Source organism: Streptomyces sp. NPDC039736, from assembly GCF_055596485.1.
Genome location: NZ_JBVIUQ010000027.1, coordinates 1 through 4,733 on the forward strand (window position 1 = coordinate 1; position 4,733 = coordinate 4,733).

A 4,733-nucleotide genomic window follows, 5' to 3' on the forward strand; every position below is an offset into this window, starting at 1 on the left:
GCATCGGGTGTTCCTCCGCTCTCCGTCGAGCAGGGTCTGTCGCTCCTCGACGCCGCGACGGCCATCGACCTTCCCCACCTCGTCCCCCTCGGCCGGATGTCCGGCACGGGCGCGCCCCGGATGCGCGGAGAGGTGCCCCCACTGCTGCGCGGACTCGTCAAGAGTGCCAAACGGCAGGCGTCCGCCGGAGGCCCCGCGGCAGGGACGCAGGACGTGCTCGCCGCCCGGCTCCGGGAACTGCGTGAGGCCGACCGGCTGCGACACGTACGGGAACTCGTACAGGCGGAGGCGGCGGCCGTCCTCAGGCACGGGTCGGCACAGGCCGTCGACGCCGAAAGGGAGTTCAAGGACCTCGGGGTCGACTCCCTCACCGCGCTGGAACTGCGCAACGGGCTCACCTCCCTCACCGGTCTGCGGCTGCCCGCCACCCTCGTCTTCGACTACCCGACCCCGGCGGTCCTTGCCGAACACCTGCTGGCCACCCTGCTCAAGGACCAGTCGGCGGGACAGGACGCACAGTCCGCGCTCCTGACCGAACTCGACCGGATGGACGCCGCGCTGAGCGCCGCCGAACCCGACGCACACACTCGCGCGGCGGTCTCCCAGCGGCTGCGCCACCTCCTGGAGAAGTGGCGCGCCGCTGACGAGGACACCGAGTCCACCGAGGTCGCGGAACGGATCGAATCCGCCTCGGCCGACGAAGTCCTCGCATTCATCGACAACGAGCTCGGCCGCCTGAGCGACCGCTGAGCCGACCGTCCGCCGTCTTTCACTTCTTCTCTTTCGCTGTAGGAAGGCTCCACCTCCATGTCGAACGACAGCAAGCTCGTTGACTACCTCAAGTGGGTCACCGCTGATCTGCACCAGACTCGCCAACGGCTGCTGGAGGTCGAGTCCGAGAAGCAGGAGCCGATCGCGATCGTCGGCATGTCCTGCCGTCTGCCCGGCGGTGTGCGGTCGCCGGAGGACCTGTGGCGGATGGTGACGGAGGGCCGCGACGGCATCTCCGCGTTCCCCACCGACCGGGGCTGGGACCTGGCGGCGCTGACCGGTGAGGGCAACGGCAGCAGTGCCTCGGTGGAGGGCGGGTTCGTCGACGCGGCCTCGTTCGACGCGGACTTCTTCGGGATCTCACCGCGTGAGGCGATGGCGATGGACCCGCAGCAGCGGCTGTTGCTGGAGACCTCGTGGGAGGCGTTCGAGCGGGCCGGGATCGACCCGGCGACCCTGCGCGGCAGCCGGACCGGCGTGTTCGTCGGCACGGCGGGCGTGGACTACGTGGGCGTGGTCATGAACTCCCTGGAGGACGTGGAGGGCCACGCGACGACCGGTCTGACCGCGAGCGTGCTGTCCGGCCGCATCTCGTACGCTTTCGGCCTGGAAGGCCCGGCGGTGACCCTGGACACCGCCTGCTCGTCCTCGCTCGTCGCGCTCCACGTCGCCGCGCAGGCCCTGCGTTCGGGCGAGTGCACCATGGCCCTCGCAGGCGGTGTGACCGTTCTGTCCACGCCGATGAGCTTCGCCGGATTCAGCCGGCAGGGCGGGCTGGCGGGCGACGGCCGTTGCAAGGCGTTCGCCGACGCCGCCGACGGCACCGGCTGGTCCGAGGGCGCGGGCGTGCTGGTACTGGAGCGGCTGTCCGACGCCAAGCGCAACGGGCACGACATCCTGGCCGTCGTGCGCGGTTCGGCGGTGAACCAGGACGGCGCGTCGAACGGTCTGACCGCACCGAACGGACCCTCCCAACAGCGCGTGATCCGCCAGGCGCTGGCGGCTGCTGGTCTGTCGGCGGCGGACGTGGACGCGGTGGAGGGGCACGGTACGGGCACGCCGTTGGGCGACCCCATCGAGGCGCAGGCGCTGCTGGCCACGTACGGGGAGAACCGCCCCGACGGCAGGCCGCTGCTGCTCGGCTCGCTCAAGTCGAACATCGGCCACACCCAGGCCGCTGCCGGTGTCGCGGGCGTCATCAAGATGGTCATGTCGATGCGTGAGGGCGTGCTGCCGCGCACCCTGCACGTGGACAGGCCGACGACGCACGTGGACTGGTCGGCGGGCGAGGTCTCGCTGCTCACCGAACAGACGGACTGGCCGGAGACGGGACAGCCCCGCCGGGCCGCCGTGTCGGCCTTCGGCATCAGCGGCACCAACGCCCACACCATCATCGAGCAGGCCCCGCCGGCGGAGACCGAGCCGGAGCGGACCGAGCCTGCCGTAGCGCCCGCCGCCACGCCGTGGGTGGTGTCGGCGAAGTCGGAGGCTGCGCTGGACGCGCAGGTGGCACGGATCGCCGCGGTCTCCGGACAGGCGGCGCTCGACGTGGGCTTCTCGCTGGCCGCGCGTCGTACGAGCCTGGGCCACCGGGCCGTCCTGGCGGACGGGGCCGAGATCGCCCGGGGCGAGGCAGCCGGACGTACCCTCGCCTTCCTGTTCTCGGGGCAGGGTTCGCAACGGCTGGGGATGGGGCGCGAGTTGTATGCGCGTTTCCCGGTGTTCGCGGCGGCTTTCGACGCGGTGTGCGCGCAGTGGGACGTGCCGGTGCGGGAGGTGGTCTGGGGCGAGGACGCCGACGCGCTGAACGGGACCGCCCACGCACAGGCGGGCCTGTTCGCGGTCGAGGTGGCGTTGTTCCGGCTGGTCGAGTCGCTGGGTGTGCGGCCGGACTTCGTGACCGGTCACTCCCTCGGCGAGGTGGCCGCGGCGCACGTGGCCGGGGTGTTCTCGCTCGCTGACGCGTGCACGTTGGTGGCGGCGCGCGGGCGGCTGATGCAGGCACTGCCCGGCGGTGGGGCGATGCTCTCCGTGCAGGCGTCCGAGGACGAAGTCCGGCCGTACGTCAGTGAGGGGCTGTCGGTCGCGGCGGTCAACGGTCCGTCGGTCGTCGTGGTGTCGGGCGTCGAGGCCGAGGTGGAGGCCGTCCGCGTCCACTTCGAGGGGCTGGGTCGGAAGGCGACCCGTCTGCGTGTTTCGCACGCGTTCCATTCGCCGTTGATGGATCCGATGCTGGAGGAGTTCCGTGCGGTGGTGTCGGGGCTGTCGTTCTCGGCTCCGGAGATCCCGATGGCTGTGGACGGCGTGCTGGTGTGCGATCCGGAGTACTGGGTGCGGCACGTCCGGGAGACCGTGCGGTTCGCCGACGGCGTCGGTGCGCTGGTCGCGCATGGTGTGGATGCTTTCCTGGAGTTGGGTCCGGACGGGACGTTGTGCGCGCTGGCGCGGTTGACAGTGGACGCGGTGGATGCCGGGGAGGTCGTGACTGTTCCGGCGTTGCGCAAGGGCCGGGGTGAGGAGGGCGCGCTGGTCGACGGGCTGGCGAAGCTGTACTGCGCGGGTGTGGGGGTGGACTGGGCGCGCTGGTACGACGGGACGGACGCGCGGGTCGTGGACCTGCCCACGTACGCCTTCCAGCACGAACGCTACTGGCCGCGCCCGGCGCTGCCCGTGGGTGACGTCGCATCCGCCGGTCTGATGCCCGCCGAGCATCCGCTGCTGGGCGCCACCGTCTTCCTGGCCAGTTCGGAAGGGACGGTGCTCACGGGACGGCTGTCGTGTGCCGCACAGCCCTGGCTGGCGGAGCACGCGGTCGACGGCCAGGTGGTCTTCCCGGCGGCCGGCCTGCTGGAACTCGCCGTCCGGGCCGCCGACCAGGTCGGCTGCGGACGTGTCGAAGAACTGACGCACACCGAACCGCTGGTGCTCCCCGCCGACGGCGGGGTCGCCGTCCAGGTGTGGGTGGGCACCCCGGACGAGCACGGCGCCCGGCCGGTCAGGCTGCACTCGCGGCGCGAACAGGACTCGGACGACGAGTGGACCGAGCACGCCTCGGGCGTACTGGTCGCCGGCCCGGCTGCCGAGATCCTGTACGACGCGACCACCACCCGCGAGGTGGAGTGCGTGTTGTCGGGTGAGGTGGCGCGGGAGGCGGATCGGTTTGGTCTGCATCCGGCGTTGCTGGCGGAGGTGGTGCGGGAGGTCGTGGGGGAGCGGGAGTGGGTTCCTGTTTCCTGGCGTGGTGTGACGCTGCATGCGGCGGGTGCGTCGGTGGTGCGGGCGCGGATCGGTCGTGCGGCGGAGGACTGTGTGTCCCTGCTGCTGGTGGATGCCGCAGGTGAACCGGTGCTGTCGGTAGCGGAGTTGCAGCTCGGCGCTCCGGTGGAGCTGGTGAGCGTGCCGGGCCGGGACGGGCTGTTGTGTCTGGAGTGGGTGCCGGCGGATGTGTCGGGAGCCGTTGGGCCGTCTGGAACTGTTGAGCTCGGTGAGTCGTCGTTGACGGTGTTTCCGGTGGAGGGTGGGGATTCGCCGGAGGCGGTGCATGGGGTGTGTGCGCGTGTGCTGGCTGTGGTGCAGGAGTGGCTGGGTGGGTCCGGTGGTTCGTCTTCCGGGAGTTCGCGGTTGGCTTTTGTGACGCGGGGTGCTGTGTCGGGGGCTGATCTGGCGGGTGCTGCGGTGTGGGGGTTGGTGCGGGCTGCGGAGTCGGAGAATCCGGGTCGGTTCTTGTTGGTGGATGTGGAGGGTGGCGGGGAGCTGCCGGTGGGGGAGGTGCTTGCGGCGGGTGAGTCGCAGGTGCTGGTGCGTGACGGTGTGGTGCATGTGGGCCGGCTGGCGCGGCTGGGTTCTTCGCTGGGTGTGGTGGAGGCCCCGTGGGGGTCTGGGACGGTGTTGGTGACGGGTGGTACGGGTGGTCTGGGGCGTGAGGTGGCCCGGCATCTGGTGGCGGTGCATGGGGTGCGGAG

At 71.3% G+C, this 4,733-nt stretch carries 2 protein-coding genes; both read left to right on the plus strand.

Translation table 11 applies throughout. The annotated features are described in order from the left end of the window. A partial coding sequence (locus ACZ56L_RS35950; RefSeq protein ID WP_471069494.1) for an acyl carrier protein occupies positions 1-750 on the plus strand: 750 nt, incomplete at its 5' end. A 57-nt stretch (positions 751-807) separates the two neighbouring features. Then, a partial coding sequence (locus ACZ56L_RS35955) for a type I polyketide synthase (RefSeq protein ID WP_471069496.1) occupies positions 808-4,733 on the plus strand: 3,926 nt, incomplete at its 3' end.